Origin of the sequence: Cellulosimicrobium sp. Marseille-Q4280 (assembly GCF_943181405.1) — a bacterium.
Taxonomy (GTDB): domain Bacteria; phylum Actinomycetota; class Actinomycetes; order Actinomycetales; family Cellulomonadaceae; genus Cellulosimicrobium.
The window spans coordinates 218214-243519 of record NZ_CALPBY010000007.1 but is presented as its reverse complement, the minus strand read 5'-3'; the positions used below and the strand labels follow the sequence as shown (position 1 = coordinate 243519).

Sequence of the window (25306 nt, the reverse complement as noted above, 5' to 3'; positions counted from 1 at the left end):
GTCACCTCTCCTCACCGATGCGCAGCTCCGCTGCGAGGTTGGTCCGCCGGCTCAGGGCGGTGGACGCCGCGACCGCCACGACGACCACGACCACGAACCCGCCCGCGACGAGCCCGAGCAGCGCCGGGTCGACGGCGAGCGACGGCTGGGCGTCGCCTCCCGTGAACGGCGTCAGGTCGACCGCCGCGAGCACGAGCGCCGGCACGGCGAGCCCGAGCAGGGCGCCGACGACGAGCGCTGCGAGCGCCCAGGGGCCGATCTCCCAGGCGACGAGCCCCCGGGTCCCCCGCCGCTCGAGCCCGAGAGTGCGCAGGACGGCGACGAGCCGGTCGCGCGCGGGTGCCCCGATCATGAGCGTCATGACGACCGCGGCGGCGCACAGCAGCCCGGACAGGACGATCGCGACCACGAACGCGCGGTTCATCCCCTGCGCGGCGGGCGAGCCGAGCGCGTCCGCGGAGATCTCGTGCGGACTGGTGATCGCGGACTGCGGCAGGACGTCGGCGACGGCCGCGCGGACCGCGGCGACGTCCGCCCCGTCGTCGAGCGCGAGCAGCGCGACGCGCGGACGGAACGTGACGTCGAGAGCCTCGGCGGCCCGGTCGCGGTCCACGACGACGAAGGCGCGCGGCGCCGAGAGCCCGGGCACCGGACCGCTCGCGGCGAGGACGTCGACCTCGGCCGGCGTGCTCGCGACGAGTGTCACGTCCCGCGCGCCGGCACGGATCGAGAGGGTGTCCGACACCACGACGGGCAGGAGGTCACCCGACGCGCCCAGGCCCTCGGGCAGCCCGTACGCACCGGGGACGTCCGCCTGGACGGCGGCGAGCTCGTCCGCGTCGACGGCGAGCACGGTGACGCGCTCCCCCGAGACGCCGACGCGCAGGGGCAGCTCGCCCGCGTCGGTGACGGTCGCGACCGCGGCGACCCCGTCGACCGCCCGCAGCTCGTCGACGACCTCGTCGTCCATGATCGGCCCGCTGACGCGCACGTCGGCGCCCACCGTGTCCCACGCGAGCGTCTCGACGCCCGACCGCACCGTGGAGTACAGCACGCCGGAGAAGAGGGCGACGGCCACGCCGACGACGAGCGCGAGGGCGGGCACCACGCCGCCCGCGGGGTCGCGCACCGCCCGCGCCGCGCCGAGGAACGGCACGAGGTCGCGCCGCGAGCGGAGCACGCGCTCGAGCGCACGGACGGGCAGCGGGTAGACGCGCAGGACGAGGACGCACGTCGCCAGGGCGAGCAGGAGCGGTGCGGCGGCGAGCAGCGGATCGATCCCCGGGGCCGCAGCCGGGACCGCTCCGGCGGCCGCACCGGCCGACGACCCGGACGGGTCGGCGGCCGCGCCGACGGTCACGCCCCGCTGCAGGAGCAGCACGACGGACACGGCCGCTGCCGCCACGACGAGCACCTCGACGAGCCCGCGCCACCGGCTGCGCGTCGTCCCGAGGTCGGCCCGGGTGTCGCGCAGCCCGGCGGGAGACGTGGTGAGCGCGAAGAGCAGCGCGGGGGCGAGCGCGGCCAGCAGGGCGGCCACGAACGTGCTCGGACCCACGGCTCCGCCGCCGTCGGCGGCCGGGACCGCGAGGACCGCCGCTGCGGCCCCGATCGCCGCCGCCGGCAGCCCGAGGGCGAGGCCTTCGGCGCCCATCAGCCCGCGCAGCTGGCCACCCGACGCACCGCGCGCCCGCAGGAGCGCGAGCGACGTGCGACGTCGCGACACGACGAGCCGTGCGCCGAGGAGCAGGACGGCGAGCGTGACACCGAGCGGGCCCACCACGACGACGGCGAGGATCGCGGCCGACGCACGCTGCTGGGCGAGCAGCGACGACAGCACGGTCGTCATCTCGCTCGACGGTGTGAGCACGAAGGTCCCGCCCTCGACCACGGGGTGCGGGGTCGCGGTGAAGCCGCGCAGCTGTGCGAGGAGGGGGGCCACCTCGTCGGACTCCACCCCCGCGCCCGTGACGGGGTACCAGACACGCGTCGTCGGGTCGAGGAGGAACGCCTCGTCGGCGGTCGCCGCGTCGAGGTACAGCGCGGTCTTCGCGGACCGGCCCATGTTGAGGTCGTCCACGACCTGCGGGGCCGCGGAGTACGGGTTGTTCTGCCAGTAGTCGTCGGTCGGGTCGACGGCCTCGAAGGTCCCCGTCAGCCGCACGGACGTGAGCGCGTCGAGCTCGTGCACGTCACCGACCGACCACCCGAGCACGTCGGCCGCCTCGGCCGAGGCCACGACGTCGAGCACCTGGGGTCCGAGGACGCTCACGGACCCCTCGGCGTCGACGGCGGCTGTCCCGTCCTGCGGGCCAGCAGGGGCCGGCGCCTCGACCGGGCCCGGCCACTCCCCCGCGACGAGGGTGACGTGGTCGGCCAGGCGCGGGTCGATCTTGAGCGCCCCCGAGGGAAAGCGCACGTCGTTGCCGGCGATCTGCGGGAGGTCGCGCGCCTCGTCCTCGATCGTGAACGCCGGGTCGCCCAGCGCGGTGCGCAACGGCTCGGGCTGCGCGTCGCGCAACGTCGTGAGCCCCTGCGCGAACGCGCCCCAGACCTCCTCCGTCTCCGCGTCGAGGCCCGTGCTCCCCCTCGGTTCGGCCGGGCCGAGGTCCGGTCGGGACTGGCTCACGGTGATGACGTCGCGCTGCAACGGTGTGGACGTCGAGAGGACGTGCTCGACCTGCGCGGTGTTCGTCGCGGCGACCGCGCGCGGCCACGCCGTGACGACGAACGCGACGAGCAGGACCACGACGGCGAGGGCGACCGAGACGGCGCGGTGGGCGGCGAACTGGCGCCACGTCAGGCGCGCGAGCCTCATCGGATCTCCTCCCGGTACTCGGCGTCGAGCGCCTGGGCGCGCACACGCCCCGCCACGACGGCGGCGACCCCGGCGAGCCCGGCGACCAGCACGCCGACGAGCAGGGCCGTGGGTGCGAGGGACGCCTCGAGCGGGACGGGCAGGACGTCCGCCGCGTCGCCGAGCGTGGCACGCGCGAGCGGCGGGACGGTGAGGGTCGCGACGAGCCACCCGGCCAGCACGCCCAGGACCACGGAGGTCCCTGTCACGGCGACCAGCTCGAGGGCCCGACCCCGGGACTGCGCCCCCGACGGCATGCCGAGCGCGCGCAGCACCATGACCTCGGCGCGGCGGGACCTCAGGAGCGCCAGCGCGACAGCGAGGACGCCCGCGAGCGCGAGCACGACCGCGCCGACCGCCGCGAGCCAGAAGGCGACGCGGACCGGCGCGGACACGTCCGGTCCCACTTCGGCGCCCGCGACGGCGACGGTGGCGTCCGCCCCGCCCTCGTCGCGCGCGAGCGCCAGCGCCGCCGCGGCCAGGTCGTCGCGCGCCGCCGCGTCGCCGGACGCGCCGAGCCACACCTCGTCCGCCCGGGGCACCGCCTGCATGACGCGCAGGAGGTGCTGCAGGAGGGTCGCCTGGTCGGCGACGACGGCGGTCCGCTCCACCGCGCCGGGGATCACGTCGACGACCTGCGCGACGCGCACCGGGACGTCGATGCCGGACACCGTGACGACGGACTCGTCCCCGGGCGCCAGCTCGTACCGTCCCGCGAGCGGTGCGGGCACGGTCACGGGGACGGACGGCGGTGCCTCGTCGCCGCCGGGGAGGAGCCGCAGCGTGAGCGGCAGCCCGTTCGTGGTGAGGGCGGCCGAGAACCCTGCGGGCTCCGCCGGCTCGATCTCCGCGAGCCCGTCGCGCACGAGCGCGGTCACCGGTTCCCAGCCGCCCTCGAGCGCGACGTGCTCCTCGCCCGCGGGCGCGAGGGCGCGCGCGGCGTCGAGCGTGACCGAGGCCTGGCCCGGCATGCCCGGCGTCCCGAGCACGAGGTCGACCGCGGCGAGGCGCCAGGTCCCCGGACCGGGCAGCTCCCCGGTGAGGGTGTGCGTCGTCGGCGTCGACGTCACGTCGGCCGCGACGTCGGGCGCGTAGGTGACGCTCAGCTCGCCGAGCGGCACCTGGTTGAGCGCGCCGGACCCGTCGACCACCCAGGCGACGGCGCGCAGCCCCCGGGCCTGGTGAACGTCGTACCAGTAGTACGGCTGGTCGGGGGTGATCTCGACCGTGGGGGCGACCGACGCCGTGACGTCGAGCGCGAGGCGTTCCGTCCCGTCCGGGAGCGGGACACCCAGGTCGGCCGTGTCGCCCCGCAGACCCGCCGTGAGCTCGGCGGGGTCGACCGACGCGACCACGTCGTCCGCCGCGTCGGCGTCGAGCGCGAGGAGGGCGAGCGGGTCCTCCCCCAGCACGCCGGGCACGTCGAGCACGCTCGACGCGCCCGACGCGCCGTCGAGCGCCGCGTAGTCCGCGACCAGCGGCGGGTTGCTCGTCCCGGCGACCGTCACCGCGCCGTCGGTGACCACGCGCACGTCGGCCCCGGTGCGCAGCTCCGCCACCGAGGTCCGCAAGGCCCCGGTCGTCCCCGCGTACGCGCCCGCCAGCGTCCCCGCCCCGGCCGCGAGGACGACGAGGACGACCGGCACCGCGACGACGACGAGCCGACGCGCGAGCTGGCGCACCGCGAGCGGCACCGTGAGCCCGCTCCCCCGGGCGGCGAGACGCTCGGCCAGCGACCCGACCGGGCCGAGGACACCGGTGGCCACGATCGCCAGCGCGACGAGCACCGCGGCGGGCGCGAGGACCGCGAGGAGGTCCACCTGGGTCGACGTGCCCGTCACGACGAGCGGCGAGCCGTAGCGCAGGAGCTGCCACAGGCAGAGCCCGGCGACCACGAGCGCGAGCACGAGCGTGCCGGCGGCGGCCGCGACCCGCACGCGGCCCGACCGGTCCACCTGGCGCAGCCGCGCGACGGCGCGCGCGTGCCACCACGCCACTCCCGTCACGAGCGCGGTCCCGACGACCGCGCCCACCCCCGCCACGACCCACGGGGCGCCTGTAGCCCGCGCCCCCGCGTCGCTCGCGGTGAGGACGAGCTGGGCCGCACCACCGCCCAGGAGCGCGCCGAGGCCGACGACGACGGCCGCCTCGACCCCTGCCACGACGGTGAGCTGTCGCGTGGACGCGCCGCGCGCGACGAGCAGCCCGGTCTCGCCTGCACGGGTCTGCGCGAGCAGCCGTGCGACCTGGACGAGAGCGACGACGCTCACCACGAGCAGGAGGAGGACCGGGACGAGGGTGACGGCGCTCGCCGCACGCAGCGCGCCCCGCGCCTCCGCGGCGGTCGCCCCGAGCTCCCCCGCGACCGTCAGGCCGCGCACGGCGACGGCGTCGTCGTCACGCAGGCTGCCACGCAGCGCGGCAGCCCCGGTGGCGATCTCCGCGAGGTCCGCAGGGTCGACCCGCGTGGCGTCCGGCACGACGGTCCAGCGCACGAAGGGGGTCGTGTCGACGGTGTCGAGCGCCTCGGGCGTCACGACGAGCGGTCCGAGCACGGAGCCGTCGACGCCCCCGACGGAGAGGGGGTCGTCGAACCAGCGGGAGTCGCCCGTGTCCGTGGGACGCCACGTCCCGACGACGGTCAGCTCCGTGCCGGGCTCCGCGCCCGGGTCGGTCTCGGAGCGGTCCACGACGACGACGTCACCGGCCACGACGCCGAGGGCGGCCGCGGCGTCGGCCTGCACCGCGGTCTCGTCCGGCGCGGACGGCCAGGCGCCGTCGAGCTCCGCTGCCTCGGGAAGCGCGGGGTCGACCTCGAGGACGGTCCGCAAGGACTCCTCGGCCGCGGACACCCCGCCGTCCGGCGTCTGCACCGCGACCGGCAGGGGCTCGGTGCGCACGGTCCGCTCGACCTCGACGGGGACCTCGGGGAGGTCGCGCGCGACCACCTCCCGCACGCGGGCGTCCTGCGCCTGCGCGTCGGCTGCGACACGGGTCTGGACCTGGACGGCGCGGGCGCTCGGCGTCGCGCTGTCGAGCGCGTCACGGGCGCCCGCCGTGGCCGACGACTGGACGTAGCCGATCGTCGTCCCCACCGTCGCGACGATGATCGCCGCGAGCAGCAGGATCGTCGTGAGCAGGCCCGTCTGCGCGCGGGAGCGTCGGCGCGCGAGCGCTCGTGCTCTCACCTGCGGCACCCCTCCTCGGGTGGCGTCGTGCGGCGGGCCGGGCCGGCGCACGGTGCGCCGGCCCGGTCGTGCGTCAGCCGGGGAAGCCGCCCCCGCGGAGGGACGCGTTGCCCTCGGGATTCGCGGAGGGGGCGAGCGGCTCGAACGGCGTGACGGGGTCGCGCAGCTCGGTGGCCTGCTCACCCAGCGATGCCAGCAGGGCGTGACGCGCCTCGCGACGACGCCGCTGCTCGCCCGGCTCGGGCACCGGGGCGGCTGCGATGAGCCGCTTGGTGTACTCCTCGCGCGGGTCGTGCAGGACGTCTGCCCGCAGGCCCTGCTCGACGATCCTGCCGTTCTGCAGGACGACGACGCGGTGCGCGAGCAGGTCGATCACCGCGAGGTCGTGGCTCACGAACAGGCACGCGAACTGGTAGCGCTCCTGCAGGTTGGTGAACATCTGGAGGACGCTCGCCTGCACGGACACGTCGAGGGCCGACGTCGGCTCGTCCGCGACGAGCAGCTCGGGGTCGAGCGTCAGCGCCCGGGCGATGCTCACGCGCTGGCGCTGGCCGCCGGACAGCTCGTGCGGGTAGCGGTTGAACGCGCTGCGGGGCAGCTCGACGGCGTCGAGCAGCTCGTAGACGCGCGCCTGCTGCGCCTTCGCGTCGCCGACCTGGTGGACGACGAGCGGTTCCGCGATGCAGTCGCCGACAGGCATGCGCGGGTTGAGCGAGGCTGCGGGGTCCTGGAACACCACGCCGATCCGCTTGCGCATGGCCTTGAGCTGCGACTTGCTCATGCGGCCGAAGTCGTCGCCGAAGATCGACACCGACCCGCTCGCCGCCGGGATGAGCCCGAGGGCGCAGCGCCCGATCGTCGACTTGCCCGAGCCGGACTCGCCGACCAGACCGACGATCTCGCCCTTGCGCACCTGGAACGACACGTCGTCGACGGCGCGGAACGGCGGCTTGCCGAGGCGCTGGTACTCGATGACGAGGTTGCGCAGGTCGAGCGCCGGGACCTCGGCCGCGTCCGTGACGTGGTCGATGACGTCCTCGGTCGTGGTCCCGAACTGCCCCGGGCCGGAGCCCAGGTGCGGGACCGACCCGAGCAGCTTCCGCGTGTACTCGTGCTGCGGGTGGTTGAGCACCTGGTCCGCGGTGCCCATCTCCACGAGGTCGCCCTTGAGCATCACGGCGACGCGGTCGGCCATGTCGGCCACCACGCCCATGTTGTGCGTGATGAGGAGGATGCCCGTGTTGAGCTTGTCCTTGAGCGAGCGCAGCAGGTCGAGGATCTCGGCCTGCACCGTGACGTCGAGCGCGGTGGTCGGCTCGTCGGCGATGATCACCTTCGGGTCGCAGCTGATCGCGAGGGCGATGACGACGCGCTGGCGCTGACCGCCGGAGAGCTCGTGCGGGTACTGCTTGAGCCGACGCTCGGGCTCGGGGATGCCGACCATGCGCAGCAGCTCGGCCGCGCGCGCGTCGGCCTGCTTGCCGAACGCGATCCCGTGGAGCTGGAGCGCCTCGGCGAGCTGGTCCCCGATCGTCAGCACCGGGTTCAGCGCGGTCATGGGCTCCTGGAACACCATGGCCACGTCGTTGCCGCGCATGCGCCGCAGGCCGCGCAGGTCGAGGTCGTTCACGACCTTGTCCCCGACGCGGATGGTGCCCGCGACCTTGGCGTTCTTGGGCAGCAGGCCGAGAGCCGTCATCGACGTGACGGACTTGCCCGAGCCGGACTCGCCCACGAGCGCGACGACCTCGCCCGGCCGGACGTCGAGCGTGATGCCCTTGACCGCGTGGACGGTGCCGAACTCGGTGCCGAACCGGACGTCGAGGTCCTCGAAGGACAGGACGGCGTCCGAGCGGAAGCCGGCCGAGTCCTCGGCGGAGATGTCGATCGTCGTCATCAGCCCTTGCTCCTGTTCTGGCGGGGGTCGAACGCGTCGCGCAGCCCGTCGCCGAGGAAGTTCACCGAGAGCGCGATCGTGAGGATCATGACGCCCGGCCACCAGAAGAGCCACGGGCGCGTGGTGAACGCGTTCTGGTACTGCGAGATGAGCAGGCCGAGCGAGGTGTCGGGCGGCTGCACGCCGAAGCCGAGGTACGACAGCGACGTCTCGAGGAGGATCGCGGACGCGATGGCCAGCGTCGCCGAGACGATGATGACGCCGATCGCGTTCGGCAGGATGTGCTTCGTGATGATGCGCCCCGGTCCGGTACCCACCGCGCGCGCCGCCATGACGAACTCGCGCTCGCGCAGGGACAGCACCTCGCCGCGCACGAGCCGTGCGAGCCCGGTCCAGGTGACGAGGCCGAGCACCACGGTGAGGGCCCAGATGCCGCCGCCCGCGATCTTGCCCAGCACCGCCGCGAAGACGAGGAGCGGGATGATGATGAACAGGTCGGTGATGCGCATCAGCAGCGCCTCGATCCACCCGCGGTAGTAGCCCGCGAGGGCACCGATGAGCGTGCCGAGGATCGTGGAGATGAGGCCCACGCCGAGGGCGATGATCAGCGACTGCTGCGTCCCGCGCATGACGAGGGCGAAGTAGTCCTTGCCGACGGTGTCCTGCCCGAAGGGGTGCGCCCACGAGGGCCGCCCGCCGTCCACGACCGTGCCCGCGAGCGAGTAGTCGTGCGGCCACCAGCCGGGGATCGGGCCGATGCCGATCGACGTGAAGGCCACCACGAAGACCACGGCGAGCACGACGAGCGACGCCATCGCGCCCTTGTGCCGGAAGAACCGGCGGCGCACGAGCTGGCCCTGGCTGTAGGACTTGTCGTCGTGGGGGTCCGACCCGACGGCGATCGCCGTCGACTTCGACCCCTCGGCGTCGATCCCCTGCACCGTGGGGATCACCTCGAAGGACTGGTCGCCCCTCTGGGCGCGGTCGTCGTTACTCATCCCGGCCTCCGGGTGTCGCTGCGCGGGGCGTGCAGGTCGTGCGCCCGCTCGGTGTCTGCGTGCCGGCCGTGGTCGCCGGCTGGTCCGTCATGCGTGCCGTCGCCATCCCGGTCACCGCCGGATCCGCGGGTCGAGGTACGCGTAGGCGATGTCCGCGAGCATGTTCATGAAGATCGCAGCGACCGCCGTCACGAGGAAGAACGCCATGACGGGGTTCGGGTCGACGTTGTCGAGACCGGTCTTGAACAGCTCGCCCATGCCCTTCCACCCGAACACCGTCTCGGTGATGACCGCGCCGCCGATGAGACCGGCGAAGTCGAACGCGACGATCGTCGTGATGGGGATGAGGGCGTTGCGGAACGCGTGCTTCGTGATGACGGCGCGCTCGGACAGGCCCTTCGACCGGGCCGTCCGCACGTAGTCCTGGCCCATGACCTCGAGCATCGACGAGCGCGTGTAGCGGCTGTACGACGCGACCGAGATCAGGGTGAGCAGGATCGTGGGGAGCAGGAGCTGCGCTCCCTTGTCGAGGAACGACTCCCAGAACCCGCCGGTGAAGTTGGGCGTCTCGGAGCCGATCGTCGAGATCGGGCGGGACTTGAGGTCGAGGAAGCTCGCGAAGTGGGCCATCGCGACGTCCGCGACGATGAGGACGCTCATGATGATGCCCGTGACGGTGGACGCGAACATCGCCTGGCGGCGGGAGTAGCCGCCCCAGAGGTAGCCGATGAGCATCGACAGCGCGATCGCGAGCACGAAGAGCCCGACGAGGACCAGCCAGCCGCTCGGCTCCACGAGGATCCCCGCGAAGGCGAAGTACGAGGCCACGCCGACGACGACGGTCGTCAGCGTCGCGTAGAGCACGCGGCGGTTCGCGAGGCCCGTCACGAGGGACGTGACGAGGACGGCCGCACCGGCTCCGAAGAGGGTGACGACGACCGGGCCCATGAACGGGTTGCGGTACCAGTCGATCGCGTTGAAGACGAACATCACGACGGTCGCGAAGACGAACGTCGCGCCGGCGGTGAGGAGCCTGCGCCGCAGGTCCCCGCCGAGCACGGCCTGCAGCACGAACCCGAGCAGCGCGGCGATCAGCAGGATCGCCGGTGGACTCACCAGGCCTTCGGAGATCCAGTCGTTGTAGCGGATCGCGCCGTACTCCTTGAGCAGCACCGCGGCCCAGAAGACCGGGAGCGAGAAGAAGAGGAAGGCGCCGAACGTGACGGTGTAGTCGAAGCCGGAGTACTGGCGGATCGCGGTGAGGATGCCGAGGGCGACGCCGACGATGATCGCGAGGATCGTCGCGAGGACCACGAGGCGCAACGTCGAGCTCGCGGCCTGACCGAGGAGGACGCCGACGTCCCGGTTGGTCCGGTCGACGCCGAAGTCGCAGTTGAGCGTCACGCAGCCGAGGATGCCGCGCAGCCAGTTCCAGTACCGCAGGTACCACGGGTCGTCGAGGCCCATGAACGCCGTGCGCGCAGCGATGAGCTGGTCACGGTTCTCTGCGTTCGACTCCCGGAGATCCTCGAGGGGGTCGCCCGAGTTGATCACCATGATGTACAGGAGGAATGACGCGCTGAGGAGCACCAGGAACGAGATCCCGATGCGCCGCAGGATGAATCTGAGCACGGGTTTACCCTTCAAGCCTGGCGCCGGTCGGGCGCCTGCTCCGTGTGGGACAGCAGATCACTGTATGCCACCGGTGGACGTATTCCGTCATCGCCCGTCCGAGCACCTCTGTGGGGCAGGAGGAGGACCTCCTGCCCCACAGGGTGCTCGGTCGGAGCGAGCTCACGGAGCGTGTGCTACCGCGAGCGGGTCACGCTCAGCTGGCGCGGGCCCACTGCTCCGCGTTCCAGACGACCGTGCTCTGCGTCGCCGTGTCGCGGACGTTCTGCAGGTCCGAGTTGAAGGCCACGACACCGGGGTGAGCGAACACGGGGATGCCGAACAGCGTGTCCCAGAGCTGCTTCTCGATGATCTTGGTCTGCTCGAGGTGGACCTCGGGGTCGACCGAGGACGCGAGGGTGTCCCACGCCTCGTCGACGACGGGGTCGCTGTACTCGCCGTAGTTCTGCGGCTGACCCGTCGCGTAGATGTTCTGGCCCGAGGCGATCTGGCCCGAGCCGGCCCACGCGAAGAGCGCGACCTCGTAGTCACCGTTCGGCAGCGTGTTGTCGAAGAAGTCGGCAGCACCGACGTCCTGGATCTCGAAGCCGGCCTGGTCGCAGCTGGACTTGATGAGGGAGACCTGGTCGGTACGGCGCGGGTTCGGCGCGGAGTAGCCGATGCGGACCGTGACGGGCGTCGTGACGCCGGCCTCGGCGATCTTGGCCTTCGCCGCATCGATGTCGACCTCGTCGTAACGACCGTCGTACGACTCGGAGACGACTGCCTCGTAGTTCTCCTGGAAGGGGAAGACCTCACGAGCGTTCATGACGACCGCGTCGGGGTTGATCGGCGCGATGAGGTTGTCGATGATCTGCTGGCGCGGCACGCACAGCGCGAACGCCTCGCGCAGCGGCAGGCTGTCGGCGAAGACGTTGCCCTCGCGGAAGTTGAAGTCGAGGTGCTCCCACGTGAGCGACGAGCCCGTGACGACGGTGACGGAGTCGCCGATCGCCTGGAGCTGGCCGAGCGTGTCGACCGTCGCCTGCGGCTCGATGACGTCGAGGTCACCGTTCTGCAGCGCCTGGACGTGCGTGTCCGCGGCCGTGAAGCGGAACGTGAGCTCCTTGGTCGCGGGCGGGGCGCCCCAGAACTCCTCGTTCGCCGTGAGCGTCAGGGACTGGCCGGCGGTCCAGCCGTTCTCCTTGAAGGCGTACGGGCCGGACGACGGCACGAGCGCCGCGTCGGGCAGCTCGCCGGAGGCGGAGAGCCAGCCGGTGTTCCAGAACTCCGCGATGGGCGCGAGCGCCGTGTAGTCGCGGTCACGGATCGCCGTGACGAGCTCCTCGGTCGTGACGCCCGCCTGCTCGGCGGCAACGTGCGCCGGCATCGGCGCCTCGACCTGGATCTCCCAGTCTGCGTAGACCGTCGGGTAGTCGAGCACGAACTCCTTGCCGTCCGCGTCGCCCTGGGGGCCCTCGGGGACGTACTCGCCGTAGGTCAGGCCGGAGACGTGGTTGAACAGCCCGGTCGCGGGGTCCTCCTCGCTCGGGACGGACTGCGCACCCCAGCTGAGCACGAAGTCGGCGACCGTGACGGGCGTGCCGTCGGACCAGACCGCGTCGTCAGCGATGGTGTACGTGACCTGCAGCGGGTCCTCGTTCGTCACCTCGTAGGTGCCGAAGGTCTCGTCGTGGCAGATGGTGCCGTCGACACCGAAGTACCAGAAGCCGCCGAGGATGCGCTCGGTGACGACGCTGTTGTACGTCGAGTAGGTCTCGGGGGTCACCGAGTTGTAGCCGAGGAACTCGTCCTCGCCCACGGAGAACGAGACGTTGCCGTCAGCGGTCTCCGTGACGCCGGTGTCCTGCTTGCAGGGGTCGTCCGGGTCGACCTCGGCAGCCTCGGAAGTCTCCGTCGACTCCGGCTCCTCGTCGTTCCCCGCGGGGCTCGAGCACGCTGAGAACAGCAGTGCTCCCGTGGCCGCCACCGCGATGGCAGCGCTCGTGCGCCTGATCTTCAATGTTCCTCCTCCAAGGGATGGTGAGCACGGCCTCGATCGTCATGTCGCCCTCGGCCGCCCCGCCGTCACGCTGCCCGGACGTAGTGCCGGTGCGCGCGGTCGGGTGACGCCCACCACGGTTTCGAGCAACGCTACCTACCAAGTTGCGGCAGATCTCCCATGTGCCCGGTTGCGGAGGGCGATCGTTACCGAGTTGATACTGGGCGGTACGCCCCCGCTTCGCGGGAGAAATCGCGGGGAAATGGCCCCGAAACACGCGCCGACGTGCCGTGACGTGCATCACGCGTTCTCACGATGTGGCGAGGTGCAAGACCGGTGCCCGACGTCTCGCCACGGACGACGGAGGCCGTCCGGGCGCACGCGGGCGCAGGATCCGGACGGCCTCGTGGCTGTCGTCAGACGTTGAAGCGGAACTCCACGACGTCGCCGTCGGCCATGACGTAGTCCTTGCCCTCGATGCGCGCCTTGCCCGCCGCGCGCGCCGCCTGGACCGAGCCGGCCTCGACGAGGTCGTCGAACGAGACGACCTCGGCCTTGATGAAGCCGCGCTCGAAGTCCGTGTGGATCACTCCCGCGGCCTGCGGCGCGGTCCAGCCCGTGCGGATGGTCCACGCACGCGACTCCTTGGGGCCGGCGGTGAGGTACGTCTGCAGGCCGAGCGTGCCGAAGCCGACGCGCGCGAGCTGGTCCAGCCCGGGCTCCTCCACGCCCGACTCGGCGAGCATCTCCTTCGCCTCGTCGGGCTCGAGCTCGACGAGCTCGGACTCGAACTTGGCGTCGAGGAAGATGGCCTGAGCGGGTGCGACGAGGGCGCGCAGGCGCTCCTGCATCGCCGTGTCCGCGAGACCCGCGTCGTCGGTGTTGAACACGAAGATGAACGGCTTGGCGGTCAGGAGCTGGAAGCTCGCGACGTCGGCGAGGTCGAGTCCTGCGTCCGCGGCACCCTGGTACAGGGTGCGGCCGGCCTCGAGGATCTGCTGCGCCTTCTTCCCCGCGTCGACGAGCGCCGGGTCGCCCTTCTTGATCTTCGCCTCCTTCTCGAGGCGCGGGAGCGACTTCTCGAGCGTCTGGAGGTCGGCGAGGATCAGCTCGGTGCTGATGGTCTCCATGTCACCCTCGGCGTCGACGGACCCGTCCACGCGCACGACGTCCGGGTCGGAGAACACGCGGGTCACCTGGCAGATCGCGTCGGCCTCGCGGATGTTCGCGAGGAACTTGTTGCCGAGGCCCTCGCCCTCGCTCGCGCCCTTGACGATGCCCGCGATGTCGACGAACGACACGGTCGCCGGGAGGATCTTCTGGCTGCCGAAGATCTCCGCGAGCGTGTCGAGCCGCGGGTCAGGGAGCGGCACCACGCCGACGTTGGGGTCGATCGTCGCGAACGGGTAGTTCGCCGCGAGGACCTGGTTGCGCGTCAGGGCGTTGAAGAGGGTGGACTTGCCGACGTTGGGCAGGCCGACGATGCCGATAGTGAGAGCCACGGGCCACCATCCTACGGGTGAGGTGCCCCGGCTCCTCCAGGAGGGACCGGGGCACCGGGCGTCAGGCGTACGACAGCACGCGCTGGAGCAGCTCGGGCGCTCGCCGGTCGTAGACCTTCGCGCCCCACCGCACGCCGAGCACGAGCACGAGCGCTCCGACCGCGAGCCCGACCACGAGCGTCACCCACCCGAGCACCGCCTGGGGAAGGAGGACGGCGATGACACCGGGGACGAGGAACGGCAGCGTGAGCGCCAGGGTGACCACCATGGCGACCGTCTGCGCGACGAGGGTCGCTATCGCGGCGCCCTGGGGCGACTTGAACGGGCTGTCCCCCGGCTTGGGCACGGGGTAGAGCAGCCGGGCCGACGACGCGCTCGAGACGCCCGTCGAGACGAGCAGCGTCCCCAGCGTCAGGCCGAGCAGTGCCGGGAGCGCGTCCCACCGCCCGGCGACCGCGACCGAGGCGAGGACGAACGCCACGGTCACCGGGACGCCGCCCGCGAGCACCGGGATCGCGCGGCCCCACCGGTCCGCGCGCCCGCTCACGCCGGTCGACACGTGCAGTGCGAACGCGGTGTGGTCGTACGCGATGTCGGCGGAGATCGCGAAGCCGAGGATCCAGGCGGTGATCGGGCCGAGGATCAGGAAGACGTCCGAGCCCGACCCCCCGCCGAGAACCAGGAGCACGACCGGGATGAGCGGGACGACCGCGATCGAGCCGGAGTAGCGCGGGTCGCGCAGCCAGTACGTGGTCGTGCGCGCGGCGACCGCGCCGGTCGGGGTGGCCGGGAACCGCGAGAAGAACCCCAGGCCCTTGGCCTTCCCCCCGGCGCCCGACGTCGGCGGGGTGACGAGGGCTCGCGCGAGCGAGCGGTCCCACACGACCCACGCGACCGCGAGCGTCGCCACGGCCACGGCGAGCCGCGCGAGCGCGAGGCCCCACGCGCCGTCGTGCACCGCCGCGGCGAGGCCCCACGGGGCACCGAACGGGGTCCAGGCCGCGATGTCGGCGAGCCGCACGGCCAGCTCGCGCACCGAGTCGCCGTCGACGGGCCCGTCACCCATCTGCGAGGCGAACCAGGCGAACGCGGGTCCGACGAGCACGAGCGGGACGAAGGCCGCGATCGTCACGACCTCGCGGTACCGACGGGACTCGAGCAGCGGGGCGAGGGCCGTCGTCGTGGCCCGGGAGCCGACGACGCACAGCGCGACCGCGAGGACCGCGCCGACGAGCGCGGCGACCAGCGCGAGCGGTGAGCGCCACCACGCGAGCGAGACACCCAGCGCGGAGAGCGTGGTCGCGATGCCCGGGATCGACACCACGCCCGCGACGGCGAGACCGGCGAGCAGCCGGCGCTGCGGGATCCCGAACAGGACGAACCGCTGCGGGTCGAGCGTCGCGTCGACGCCGAACGCGAAGAGCGGCACGATCCACCAGCCGAGCACGACGAGCGTGCCGAGCAGGATCGCCACCGCGCCCGCCAGGGTCGGGTCGTTCGTGCCGAGCGCGACCATCCCGACGACGACCATGCCGACGACGAACAGCCCGTACAGCGACCCCAGGACGAACCCGATGGTCTGCCACGTGCTGCGCCGGAACGCGTTCGCCATCAGGGTGAGCTTGAGCCTTACGAACTGCGCAACCATGCGAGGCCCTCCGAGGTCTGGCGGCCGCCGACGAGCTCGACGAAGCGGTCCTCGAGGCTCTGTCCCCCGCGCACCTCGTCGATCGTGCCCGCCGCGAGGACGTGCCCGCCGGCGACGACGGCGACGTGGTCGCACATGCGCTGGACGAGGTCCATGACGTGCGACGACACGACCACCGTGCCGCCGCTCGCGACGTAGCCCGCGAGGATGTCGCGGATGTTGGCTGCGGACACGGGGTCGACGGCCTCGAACGGCTCGTCGAGGACGAGGACGCGCGGAGCGTGGATGAGGGCCGTCGCGAGCGCGACCTTCTTCGTCATGCCGGCCGAGTAGTCGACGACGAACGTGTTCGCGTCCTGCGCGAGGTCGAGCGTCGCGAGGAGGTCGGTCGTGCGCTCGGCCACCGTGTCGCGGTCCATGCCGCGCAGCAGGCCCGCGTAGGTGATGAGCTGGGCGCCCGTGAGCCGGTCGAAGAGCCGCACGCCGTCGGGCAGGATGCCGAGCTGCCGCTTGCCCGCGACCGGGTCGGCCCACAGGTCCGTGCCGTGCACGTGCGCGCTGCCGAAGTCCGGGCGCAGCAGGCCCGTCGCCATGGACAGCGTCGTGGTCTTGCCCGCGCCGTTGGGCCCGACGAGCCCGTAGAACGAGCCCGCGGGCACGTCGAGGTCGACACCCGCGACCGCGACCTTCTCGCCGAACCGCTTCCACAGCCCGCGCAGCGAGAGCGCGGCGGACGGGTCCGGGGGCGCGGCGGGCGCCTGGCCGGGCGCCTGGCCGGGGACCTGGGCGGCGGGCGCCGGGACCGCGACGGGAGGGGCCGGCGTGCCGCGAGGAGCCGGCGTGCCGGGAGCGGCAGGTGGTTCGTTCGTCGGTTCGACCATGCCGTCAACCTATCCGAGCGTCTCGCCTGCGGGCCGTGCGCTTTGTCATGTCGTGTCCCTGTCGGTGCCTCGTGGGAAGGTGCGGCCATGGACTCGCCCACGCTCCTGTTCGCGGTCGGCCTTCTCCTCGGGCTCGTCGTCGGTGCGGTGCTCGTGCTCGTCGTGCGGCGCACGTCGCCCGACGGCGCCGCCGCGGAGGTCCGTCGTCTCACCACGCTCCTCGGCCAGGCGCAGCAGGAGGCGGCCCGCGGCGCGGGGCTCGCGGAGCGTCTCGACGCGGAGCGTGCGGGGTTCGAGCGGCAGGTCGCCGCGGAGCGCGACGCGTTCGTGCGCCAGCTCGCGGCCGCCCAGCGCAGCGCCGACGAGCGCCTCGACCTCGCGCAGGCCGCGCACGAGCAGCAGCTCACGGAGCTCCAGCGCGCCGCGGAGCGCCGCGTGAGCGAGGTCCAGGGCGACCACCGGCGGCTCGAGGCGCAGTTCGAGTCGCTGTCGCGGCGTGCCCTCGCCGCGACGTCAGAGCAGTTCCTCGTCCACGCGGAGGAGCGCCTGCGCCGCAGCCACGAGTCGGGCGTCGCCGAGCTCGCGAAGCGCGAGGAGGCGGTCCGCACGCTCGTCGAGCCGCTCGCGCGCTCGCTCGAGCGGATGCGCACCGAGGTCGCGACGGCGGAGCAGGCACGGGCCGCGGGGCATGCCGCGCTCACGGAGCATCTGCGCCAGCTCTCGCAGGCGAGCGCCGACCTGCGCAGCGGGACCGAGGACCTCGTCACCGCCTTGCGCTCGTCCCAGACGCGTGGCGCGTGGGGAGAGCTGCAGCTGCGGCGCGTGGTCGAGGCGGCGGGGATGCTGTCGCGCGTCGACTTCACCGAGCAGGCGCACGTCGAGACGGAGGACGGCGCGCTGCGTCCCGACATGGTGGTGCACCTCGCCGGCGGGAAGAACGTCGTCGTCGACTCGAAGGTCGCGTTCCTCGGCTACCTCGAGGCGCAGCAGGCGACCGACCCCGCGGTGCGCGAGACGCGGCTCGACGCGCACGTGCGGCACATGGTCAAGCACGTCGACGACCTGGCGTCGAAGCGCTACTGGTCGCAGTTCAGCCCGGCGCCGGAGTTCGTCGTCATGTTCGTCCCGGCCGAGCCGTTCCTCGCCGCCGCGGTCGAGCGGCGCGGCGACCTCCTCGAGTACGCCATGCGGCGCAACGTCATCGTCGCGACACCCATGACGCTGATGGCCCTGCTGCGGACGGTCGCGTACGCGTGGCAGCAGGACGCCGTGACCGACAACGCGCACGAGGTGCTGCGGACGGGCAAGGAGCTGCACTCCCGGCTCGTCACCACGGCGCGGCACGTGACCAAGCTGGGCCGGTCGCTGAGCGCCGCGACGAAGGACTTCAACGTGTTCGTCGGGTCGCTCGAGACGCGCGTGCTCCCCCAGGCCCGGCGCCTGGTCGACCTGAACGTGGTCGACGAGGCCGAGCGCATCGGTCAGGTCCGCGTGGTCGACGACGTGCCGCGGCCGGTCACCCAGCCCGAGCTCGTGGCGGCGGCGAGCGACGCGGTGGTCGCGATCGACGACCGCCCCGGCGACGACGACGAGGACCGCGGGCGCCAGGCGTTCGCCTGAGGCGTCAGACCGGCTGGACGGACAGCGAGCGTCGCCCGCCGCGGCCCGGCCGGGCGCCGGGCCCGGTGGCACCGAGGTCGGCACGCAGCTCGCGCGGCAGGGAGAACATGAGGTCCTCCGTCGCCGTCCGGACCTCCTGGACCTCCCCGAACCCGCGCGCGGCGAGGTAGGCGAGGACGTCGTCGACGAGGATCTCCGGCACGGACGCTCCCGAGGTCACACCGACGGACGTCGCGCCCTCGAGCCAGGTCTCGTCGATCTCCTTGGCGTGGTCCACGCGGTAGGACGCGCGGGCACCGGCCTGGAGCGCGACCTCGACCAGCCGCACGGAGTTCGACGAGTTCGCCGAGCCGACGACGATGACCACGTCCGCGTCCGGCGCGAGCTTCTTCACCGCGACCTGACGGTTCTGCGTCGCGTAGCAGATGTCGTCGCTCGGCGGGTCCTGGAGCGTCGGGAACTTCTCGCGCAGGCGGCGCACCGTCTCCATCGTCTCGTCGACCGAGAGCGTGGTCTGCGAGATCCACACGACCTTGGACGGGTCGCGGACGACGACGTCGTCGACGGCGTCGGGCGAGTTGACGACCTGGACGTGGTCGGGGGCCTCGCCCGCGGTCCCCTCGACCTCCTCGTGGCCGTCGTGACCGATGAGCAGGATGTCGTAGTCGTCCTTCGCGAAGCGCACTGCCTCCTTGTGCACCTTCGTCACGAGCGGGCACGTGGCGTCGATCGTGTCGAGGTTGCGCTCCGCGGCCGCGGCCTTGACCGCGGGCGAGACGCCGTGCGCGGAGAACACGACGCGCGCGCCCTCGGGCACCTCGTCGGTCTCGTCCACGAAGATCGCGCCGCGCTCGCTCAGGGTCTCGACGACGTACTTGTTGTGGACGATCTCCTTGCGCACGTACACCGGCGCGCCGTAGTGCTCGAGCGCCTTCTCCACCGCGACGACGGCGCGGTCGACGCCCGCGCAGTAGCCACGGGGTGCGGCCAGCAGCACGCGCTTCCCGGCAGCGGGGGCGGCGGATGCGGAGGCGACGGACGCTGCCGTCGGCGTGGCGGACGACGCGTCGGGCATGGTGGACGGGGTGGTGCTCACGCCCGTCAGTCTAGGTGACCGTCGGGCGTCCGCCCGGGGCGGCCCGGGGCGGTACCCCGAGGCTTCCCGCCCCCTGCACAGGACCGTCACACGCCGCGACGGGAGCCGGACGGGACCGGTCGTCGGTGGCATGCGGCAGGCTGGACCCATGGTCGCCTCGCTCCCGCTGCCCGACGACGCCCCGTCGGCGGACGTCCCGCGCGCCAGGGCGTGGCACGAGCTCCCCGCGCGGGCGCTCGACACGAGCGCGGAGCACCCGTGGCCCGTGCGTCTGCTCGCGCGCAAGATCGAGCAGTACGTCGACCGCATGGCGCCCGTGTGGGTCGAGGGCCAGGTCGTCCAGCTCAACCGGCGCCCCGGCACGTCGACGGCGTTCCTCACGCTGCGCGACACCGACCAGGACATGTCGCTGCCCGTCTCGGCAGCCGTGCGCGTCCTCGACGGGAAGCTGGTCGAGGAGGGTGCGCACGTCGTCGTGCACGCGAAGCCGGTCTTCTGGTCGCGGCGCGGCACCCTCCAGCTCCAGGCGCGCGAGATCCGGCCGGTGGGCGTGGGCGAGCTGCTCGCCCGCATCGAGCACCTGCGGCGCGTCCTCGCCGCCGAGGGCCTGTTCGACGCCGCGCGCAAGGCCCCGCTCCCGTTCCTGCCCGGCGTGGTGGGCCTCGTGTGCGGGCGCGAGTCGAAGGCCGAGCACGACGTCGTCGTCAACGCGCGCGAGCGCTGGCCCCAGGTGCGGTTCGAGATCCGCGAGGTCGCCGTCCAGGGTCCCCACGCCGTGCAGCAGGTGGGCGACGCGATCCGCGAGCTCGACGCGCGACCGGAGGTCGACGTGATCGTCGTCGCGCGCGGTGGCGGGTCGGTCGAGGACCTGCTCCCCTTCTCCAACGAGACGCTCGTCCGCACGGCGGCCGCCTGCCGCACGCCCCTCGTCAGCGCGATCGGGCACGAGACGGACAGTCCCCTGCTCGACCTCGTCGCCGACCACCGTGCGTCCACGCCGACCGACGCGGCGAAGCGCATCGTCCCGGACGTGTCCGAGGAGCGCGCGCGGGTCGGACAGGCGCGCACCCGGATCCGCGCCGCGATCGAGGGCCGCGTCGCGCGCGAGCAGTCGGGGCTCGACGCCGTGCGCTCGCGACCCGTGCTCGCGTCGCCCGAGGTGATGCTCGTCGACCGGGCCGAGAGGGTCGCGGCCCTTCGCGACCGTGCGCGCCGCGCGCTCGACACCCGGCTCGTGCGCGCCGCGGGCGAGGTCGGCCGGCTCGAGGGCCAGGTGCGCGCGCTCTCGCCGGCGTCGACGCTCGAGCGCGGCTACGCCGTCGTGCAGCGCGCCGACGGCCACGTGGTGCGCTCCCCGGACGACGCGGCGGTCGGTGCCGAGCTGCGCGTGCGGCTCGCCCACGGCGAGCTCTCCGCGCATGTGCTGCGGGCCGACCGAGAGGCCGCGTCGTGACGCACGCCACGCCGTGCGGCCCGACGGCGACGCGCTCCGGCGGGTTGGGTCGCGTCCGGCCCGCGCTCGGCCACCGTCCCACCGGACGGACCATGACCACGACACCGCACAGATGGGGTTCACTAGCGCCGTGACCGATTCCGACAACGCTGTCAGCCAGGACGTCTCCGGGCTCACGTACGAGCAGGCGCGGGACGAGCTCGTCCAGGTCGTCGCACGCCTCGAGACCGGGGGCGAGCCGCTCGAGGACTCCCTCGCGCTCTGGGAGCGCGGCGAGGCCCTCGCCGCCCGGTGCCAGCAGTGGCTCGACGGCGCACGTGCCCGGCTCGACGCCGCGCGCGCCCGCGACGACGCGGCGACCGACGAACCCGACGACGCGTCCGGCGTCGCGCCCGACCGCCCGTCCGGAGGAGACCGATGAGCACGACGCCCGAGCACACCTCGTCCGACCGCGAGCCCTCCCCGCACGCCCCCCACGGCGAGCACGTGCTCGCCGTCGGCGAGGCGCTCGTCGACGTCGTGCACCGCGCCGACGGGAGCGTCGACGAGCTGCCCGGCGGGAGCCTGGCCAACGTCGCGCTGACCCTCGGGCGCCTGGGCCGCGACGCGCGGCTCGTCACGTGGATCGGCGACGACGCGCGCGGCACGGCGCTGCAGGGCTGGCTCGGCGAGTCCGGCGTGACCCTGGCGCCGGGAAGCACGGCCGCGGAACGGACCAGCGTCGCGACCGCCCACCTCGACGCGCACGGTGCGGCGACCTACGACTTCGACCTCGAGTGGCAGGTGCCGCCGGGCACGGCCATCGACGCGGGCACGCTGGCCGTGCACACCGGCTCGATCGCCGCGGTGCTCGAGCCGGGCGCGGCCGCGGTCCGCGAGCTCGTCGCCTCGGCGCGCTCGACGGCGACCGTCACGTACGACCCGAACGCCCGGCCCGCCCTCATGGGCGACCCGGCCGACGCGCGGACGCGCATCGAGGCGCTCGTCGCGCTCGCCGACGTCGTGAAGGTCAGCGACGAGGACCTCGCGTGGCTCGCCCCGGCCTCCGACCCCGTCTCGGTCGCCCGGGACTGGCTCGCCCTCGGCCCGGCGGTCGTCGTCGTGACCCTCGGCGGCGAGGGCGCGGTCGCGGTGACCGCCGCCGGCGAGCAGCGCGTCGCGGCACCGCGCGTCGACGTCGTCGACACCGTCGGGGCCGGCGACTCGTTCATGGGCGCCCTGGTCGACGGGCTGTGGGACGCGGGCCTGCTCGGCGCGGACCGCCGGGAGGCGCTGCGCGCGATCGACGGCGCCACGCTGGCGGGACTGCTCGAGCGCTGCGTCGCCGTGGCGGCGATCACCGTCTCGCGCGCGGGCGCGAACCCGCCGCGCCGCGCCGAGCTCTCCCCCGCCTGACGGCGGAGGCGGACGCGAGGGTGGACCCGAGGTCGCAGGTCAGACCTGCGCCTCCTGCTTCTGCGCGCGCTCGAGCGACCGCTTGCGGTCCTCCTGGTTCTCCTGCTCGATCCGCTGGGCCTCGGAGTCGTCGCGCGTGAGGTTCTCGCTCGTCTCGGGGTCGAAGACCATCATCTTCGTCGGGTCGAACCACAGGTCCGTCACGTCGCCGTCGCGCACCCGGGACTGCGAGTCGAGCGCGACGACGAACTGGGAGCGCTGCCCCTCGCCGTCGAGCTCGCGGTCGAGCTCGTCCAGCTTGCCCTTCACCGACTCGTGCATGTCGAAGGGGACGTACGCGTAGAGCTCGGCGCCGAGCCACTCCGTGACGTCGATCTGCGCCTCGAACGTGTGCCCGCGGTCCTTCTTGGACGGGTCCACGAGGCGGGCGTCCTCGAAGTGCTCGGGCCGCAGCCCCACGATCACGAGGTCGCGGTCGCCCACGGCCTTGCGCACGCGGTCCGGCAGGTCGAACTCGCCGAACGGCAGCGAGATCCGGCCGCCCGACACCTCGCCCGGCAGGAAGTTCATCGGCGGCGTGCCGATGAAGCCCGCGACGAAGAGGTTGACGGGCTGCTCGTACAGGCCGCGGGGGCTCGCGACCTGCTGCAGGACGCCGCGGCGCAGCACCGCGACGCGGTCGCCGAGCGTCATGGCCTCGGTCTGGTCGTGCGTCACGTAGACGGTCGTCGTCCCGAGGCGGCGCTGCAGGCGGGCGATCTCGGTGCGGGTCTGGCCGCGGAGCTTCGCGTCGAGGTTCGACAACGGCTCGTCGAAGAGGAAGGCCTTGGCGTCGCGCACGATCGCGCGGCCCATCGCGACGCGCTGCCGCTGCCCGCCCGAGAGGTTCGCGGGCTTCCGGTCGAGGTGCTCGCGCAGGTCGAGCATGTCCGCCGCCCGCTCGACCTTCCCGCGGATCTCCTCCTCGGAGTGCTTGCCCTTGGCGAGCCGCAGCGGGAACGCGATGTTCTCGGCGACGGTGAGGTGCGGGTAGAGCGCGTAGTTCTGGAACACCATCGCGAGGTCGCGGTCGCGCGGCGCCTTCTCGTTGACGCGCACCCCGTCGATCTCGAGGTCACCGGCCGTGATGTCCTCGAGGCCGACGATCATGCGCAGCACCGTCGACTTCCCCGACCCGGACGGCCCGACGAGGATGACGAACTCGCCGTCCGCGATGTCCAGGTCGACCTTGTCCACGGCGAGGAAGCCGTCGCCGTAGCGCTTGACGATGTCCTTGAGGGTGATCGACGCCATCAGCTGTCTCCTCGGTGTCGGCGGGTTCGGGGTGCGATGGACGTGCTCATCCCTTCACCGCCCCCTGCGTCAGACCGGAGACGATCTGGCGCTGGAAGAGGACGACGAGCACGACGACGGGGATCGTCACGACGACGGCCGCGGCGGAGATCGCCCCGGTCGGCTCCTCGAAGTACGAGGCCCCGGTGAAGAACGCGAGCGCGGCCGGGACCGGCCGGGCGGCGCTCGTGGAGGTGAGCGAGATCCCGTAGACGAAGTCGTTCCACGCGATGAAGAAGGCGATGAGCGCCGTGGTGAAGACGCCGGGTGCCGCGAGCGGCACGATCGCCTTGCGGAACGCCTGCCACGGGGTCGCGCCGTCGACCTGGGCCGCCTGCTCCAGCTCCCACGGGATCTGGCGGAAGAAGGCGGTCAGCGTCCAGATGGAGATCGGGAGCGTGAGCGACAGGTACGGGATGATGAGCCCGAGCCACGTGTCGTACAGGCCGATGTTGCGCCACAGGTTGAACAGCGGCGTGACGATCGCGACGACGGGGAAGATCGAGACCCCGAGCGCCGTCGTGAGGATGAGCCGCTTGCCCGGGAAGTCGAGGCGCGCGATCGCGTAGGCGCACAGCGTCGCGAGGACGACGGCGATCACCGTCGCGATGAGCGAGATGCCGATCGAGTTCCGCAGCGCGGACAGGAACAGCTCCTGCGCGGAGCCGCCCGACGCGAGGATCTGCTCGTAGTTCTCGCTGCTCCACTGCGGCGGCAGGAACGTCCCGGAGTTGATGTCGGACGACGACTTGAAGCTCGTCATGAAGATCGACACGATCGGGAACAGCGCCCCGACGAGGACCACGACGGAGATGACGGCCCACCAGACCTTCGCCCGGGTGCTCAGCACGCTACCCATCACTTCTCCCCTCTCGCGCCGGCCAGGTCGACCTTGAAGAGCTTGATCGCCACGAAGCAGATGAGCACGACGCACAGGAACAGCAGGACGGAGATGGCCGAGCCCATGCCGATCTGCAGCTGCCCGATCGCCGTGCGGTAGGTGAGCAGGGAGAGCACCTCGGTCCCGTTCGCGCCGTTCGTCATGATGAAGACGTTGTCGAAGATGCGGAACGCGTCGAGCGCGCGGAACAGCACGGCGACCATGATCGCGGCCTTCATGTTCGGCACGATGACGCGCGTGAACCGCTGCCACGCGGTGGCGCCGTCGACCTTGGCGGCCTCCTCGAGGTCGCCGGGCACCTGGGCCAGGCCGGCGAGGAGCAGCAGCGAGATGAACGGCGTCGTCTTCCAGACCTCGGACGCGATGATGACGAACAGGCTCGTGCCCTGCTGCGCGAACCAGTTGAGGTCGGGGCCGACGCCCGGCACCCAGTCGAACCAGTGGTTGACGTAGCCGGACGTGATGTCGAACGCGTAGAACCACGCGAACGCCGAGACGACCGTGATGATGCCGTACGGCACGAGGATCGCCGTGCGCAGCAGTCCGCGCAGACGCCGGATCGCGCGGTGCATGACGAGCGCGAGCGCGAACCCGAGGACCAGCTCGACGGCCACCGTCACCACGGTGATGAAGAGCGTCACGCCGAGGTCGCGCCACCAGACAGAGTCGGTGAGGATCACGACGTAGTTGTTGATCCCCACGAACGACCGGTCGTCCGGCGCGGTGAGCTTGTAGTTGAAGAGCGAGTCGTAGACGGCCTGGAGGATCGGGTAGAGCGTCACGGCGAGCATGACGACGAACGCGGGGCCGGCCAGGAGCCAGCCGAGTCGCGCCTCCGACCGGGCGCGGTCGCTCCGCGCCGCCTTCGCCCGGCGGTCCCGACCCGACCCGTCGTCGCCGTCGTCGATCTCGACGTCCTTCGCAC

The 25306-nt window shown here is 72.9% G+C and carries 17 protein-coding genes; 4 read left to right on the top strand and 13 right to left on the bottom strand.

Annotated features, from left to right (window positions below; translation table 11 throughout):
* Position 1: 1 nt before the first annotated feature.
* The 9 genes from NFS20_RS18280 to NFS20_RS18240 form a co-directional block, all read right to left on the bottom strand.
* Positions 2–2818 (bottom strand): FtsX-like permease family protein, encoded by a 2817-nt coding sequence (locus NFS20_RS18280; RefSeq protein ID WP_251153234.1) that lies wholly within the window; start codon positions 2816–2818, stop codon positions 2–4.
* On the bottom strand, positions 2815–6045 hold the full coding sequence (locus tag NFS20_RS18275) for an FtsX-like permease family protein (protein WP_251153233.1): 3231 nt from the start codon (positions 6043–6045) through the stop codon (positions 2815–2817). Before NFS20_RS18275 ends, NFS20_RS18280 begins: the two co-directional genes overlap by 4 nt.
* A gap of 73 nt (positions 6046–6118) precedes the next feature.
* Positions 6119–7942, bottom strand: coding sequence for an ABC transporter ATP-binding protein (locus NFS20_RS18270; protein ID WP_251153232.1), 1824 nt, complete (start codon positions 7940–7942; stop codon positions 6119–6121).
* Positions 7942–8940: an ABC transporter permease gene (locus NFS20_RS18265; protein WP_251153231.1), complete on the bottom strand. Its 999-nt coding sequence runs from the start codon at positions 8938–8940 to the stop codon at positions 7942–7944. The genes NFS20_RS18270 and NFS20_RS18265 overlap by 1 nt, the downstream gene beginning before the upstream one ends.
* Before the next feature lie 111 nt (positions 8941–9051).
* Positions 9052–10572, bottom strand: a complete 1521-nt coding sequence (locus NFS20_RS18260; protein ID WP_251153230.1) for an ABC transporter permease — start codon at positions 10570–10572, stop codon at positions 9052–9054.
* A gap of 196 nt (positions 10573–10768) precedes the next feature.
* On the bottom strand, positions 10769–12574 hold the full coding sequence (locus NFS20_RS18255; protein WP_251153229.1) for an ABC transporter family substrate-binding protein: 1806 nt from the start codon (positions 12572–12574) through the stop codon (positions 10769–10771).
* Positions 12575–12969: 395 nt separating this feature from the next.
* The gene (ychF, locus tag NFS20_RS18250) at positions 12970–14055 is read right to left on the bottom strand and encodes a redox-regulated ATPase YchF (RefSeq protein ID WP_251153228.1); all 1086 of its coding nucleotides are present in this window, start codon (positions 14053–14055) and stop codon (positions 12970–12972) included.
* Positions 14056–14116: 61 nt separating this feature from the next.
* Positions 14117–15703 carry a hypothetical protein gene (locus NFS20_RS18245; protein WP_251153227.1) on the bottom strand — a complete coding sequence of 529 codons (1587 nt, stop codon included), beginning with the start codon at positions 15701–15703 and terminating at the stop codon, positions 14117–14119.
* The gene (locus tag NFS20_RS18240; RefSeq protein ID WP_251153226.1) at positions 15685–16584 is read right to left on the bottom strand and encodes an ABC transporter ATP-binding protein; all 900 of its coding nucleotides are present in this window, start codon (positions 16582–16584) and stop codon (positions 15685–15687) included. Before NFS20_RS18240 ends, NFS20_RS18245 begins: the two co-directional genes overlap by 19 nt.
* An 87-nt stretch (positions 16585–16671) precedes the next feature.
* Here NFS20_RS18240 and NFS20_RS18235 point away from each other — a divergent pair, with 87 nt between their 5' ends.
* Positions 16672–18204: a DNA recombination protein RmuC gene (locus NFS20_RS18235; RefSeq protein WP_251153225.1), complete on the top strand. Its 1533-nt coding sequence runs from the start codon at positions 16672–16674 to the stop codon at positions 18202–18204.
* A 4-nt stretch (positions 18205–18208) separates the two neighbouring features.
* Here the strand turns inward: NFS20_RS18235 and NFS20_RS18230 are convergent, their stop codons facing one another.
* Positions 18209–19279, bottom strand: coding sequence for a 4-hydroxy-3-methylbut-2-enyl diphosphate reductase (locus NFS20_RS18230; RefSeq protein ID WP_251153356.1), 1071 nt, complete (start codon positions 19277–19279; stop codon positions 18209–18211).
* 169 nt (positions 19280–19448) lie between these two features.
* On the opposite strand from NFS20_RS18230, the gene xseA reads away from it, so the two are divergent.
* The 3 genes from xseA to NFS20_RS18215 all read left to right on the top strand — a co-directional run bounded on the left by xseA (position 19449) and on the right by NFS20_RS18215 (position 22148).
* On the top strand, positions 19449–20753 hold the full coding sequence (gene xseA, locus NFS20_RS18225; RefSeq protein ID WP_251153224.1) for an exodeoxyribonuclease VII large subunit: 1305 nt from the start codon (positions 19449–19451) through the stop codon (positions 20751–20753).
* 112 nt (positions 20754–20865) lie between these two features.
* A complete protein-coding gene (locus NFS20_RS18220; RefSeq protein WP_502800834.1) occupies positions 20866–21174 on the top strand; it encodes an exodeoxyribonuclease VII small subunit in 309 nt (102 codons plus the stop codon).
* The gene (locus tag NFS20_RS18215; RefSeq protein ID WP_251153222.1) at positions 21171–22148 is read left to right on the top strand and encodes a carbohydrate kinase family protein; all 978 of its coding nucleotides are present in this window, start codon (positions 21171–21173) and stop codon (positions 22146–22148) included. The genes NFS20_RS18220 and NFS20_RS18215 overlap by 4 nt, the downstream gene beginning before the upstream one ends.
* Before the next feature lie 39 nt (positions 22149–22187).
* Here NFS20_RS18215 and NFS20_RS18210 read toward each other — a convergent pair whose 3' ends face one another.
* From NFS20_RS18210 to NFS20_RS18200, 3 genes are read right to left on the bottom strand one after another with little or no spacing between them, the layout of a single operon-like run.
* Positions 22188–23441 (bottom strand): ABC transporter ATP-binding protein, encoded by a 1254-nt coding sequence (locus tag NFS20_RS18210; protein WP_251153221.1) that lies wholly within the window; start codon positions 23439–23441, stop codon positions 22188–22190.
* A gap of 46 nt (positions 23442–23487) precedes the next feature.
* Positions 23488–24339 carry a carbohydrate ABC transporter permease gene (locus tag NFS20_RS18205; protein WP_251153220.1) on the bottom strand — a complete coding sequence of 284 codons (852 nt, stop codon included), beginning with the start codon at positions 24337–24339 and terminating at the stop codon, positions 23488–23490.
* Positions 24339–25289 carry a carbohydrate ABC transporter permease gene (locus NFS20_RS18200; protein ID WP_251153355.1) on the bottom strand — a complete coding sequence of 317 codons (951 nt, stop codon included), beginning with the start codon at positions 25287–25289 and terminating at the stop codon, positions 24339–24341. Before NFS20_RS18200 ends, NFS20_RS18205 begins: the two co-directional genes overlap by 1 nt.
* Between the last annotated feature and the right edge of the window lie 17 nt (positions 25290–25306).